We start from the raw sequence: 1,335 nt of genomic DNA on the forward strand, positions 1-1,335 counted from the left end.
TGATATGACCTGGTTTTTGTTCCGTGTTTTATCTCATTGATGGGAGACTAGGAACATGACCGGAAAGACTCGTTATACGAAGGAGTTCCAGGCGAGGGCGCTCAGGCTTCTGGAGGAGGCGCGTGCGAATCATTCGTCGGAGACGAAGGCCGTGGCCTCCGTCGCGCAGAGTCTGGGCATCGCCCCGGAGACGTTGCGCAGGTGGAGGAACAAGGCCGACCGGACGACCGCCGAACAGTCCGCGATCAGCGCGGAGGAGACGGCCGCCGAGTTGAAACGTCTGCGCGCCGAGGTCGCGGAGCTGCGCAAGGCGAACGAGATACTGACGACGGCGTCGGCTTTTTTCGCGGCCAGGCTCGACCCGACACGGCGTTGAAGGCCGCGTACATCGACGCCTTCAGGGACCGTTTCGGGGTCGGGCCGATCTGCCGGGTCCTGTCGGCCGCGTTGGATTGCGGGTTCCTGACCGCGCGCGGCTACCGCATGTTCAAACGCCGTCCCGTCAGTCGTATGGGGGCGCGCCACGAGGCGTTGGCGCGTGACATCACTGTGATCCGGGAGGACGAGTTCATGCGCGTGTACGGATACCGGAAGGTATGGCACCAGCTCATCCGTCAGGGCTGGGATCCACGGGAGGTCGGCAGGGACCAGGTCGCCCGCATCATGCGCGGGCTCGGCTTCCAAGGCGTTCGGGGCGGCAGGAGGCCGGTCACCACGGTTCCCGCCAAGGGCCGTGGCGGCAGGCTGGATCTGGTCGAACGCAAGTTCGCCGCCTTGGCGCCGAACCGGCTGCACGTGGCCGACATCACCTACGTTCGCCTGGCGGACGGCTCGTTCGCGTACGTCGCGTTTGTCACCGACGCGTACGCCAGAAGAATCGTCGGCTGGGCGACGGCCTCCACGATGCGTACGGAGGAACTGCCGTTGCAGGCGTTGGAGCAGGCCGTCGTGTGGGCGAGATGCCACGGCGGCGCCGACGGGTGCGTGCATCACTCCGACCACGGCTCGCAGTACATCAGCCTCGTGTACTCCACGCACGTGGCTGACGCGGGCATGCTCCCCTCGACCGGCACGGTCGGCGACTCGTACGACAACGCGCTGGCGGAACGCACGAACAACACGTACAAACGCGAGCTGATCTGGGTCAACAAGCCCTACCGGAGTGTGGCCGAGCTGGAGTATGCGACGATGCGGTGGGTCTCGTGGTACAACTCGAAGCGACTGCACGCCTCCCTGGGCTACAGGACACCGGAACAGGTCGAGAACGAGTATTATCAAAAGCAGATGGCACAAGCCGTCTCATAGCAGAGACGGAACAAAAATCAGGCCACTTCA

At 64.3% G+C, this 1,335-nt stretch carries 1 pseudogene; it reads left to right on the top strand.

Features of this window, described 5'->3' with window-relative positions:
• Nucleotides 1-55: 55 nt before the first annotated feature.
• A pseudogene (locus tag JS533_RS13645) lies at nucleotides 56-1,335 on the top strand (IS3 family transposase); the annotation flags it as partial.

It is taken from the genome of Bifidobacterium amazonense (genome assembly GCF_018555435.2).
GTDB lineage: Bacteria > Actinomycetota > Actinomycetes > Actinomycetales > Bifidobacteriaceae > Bifidobacterium > Bifidobacterium amazonense.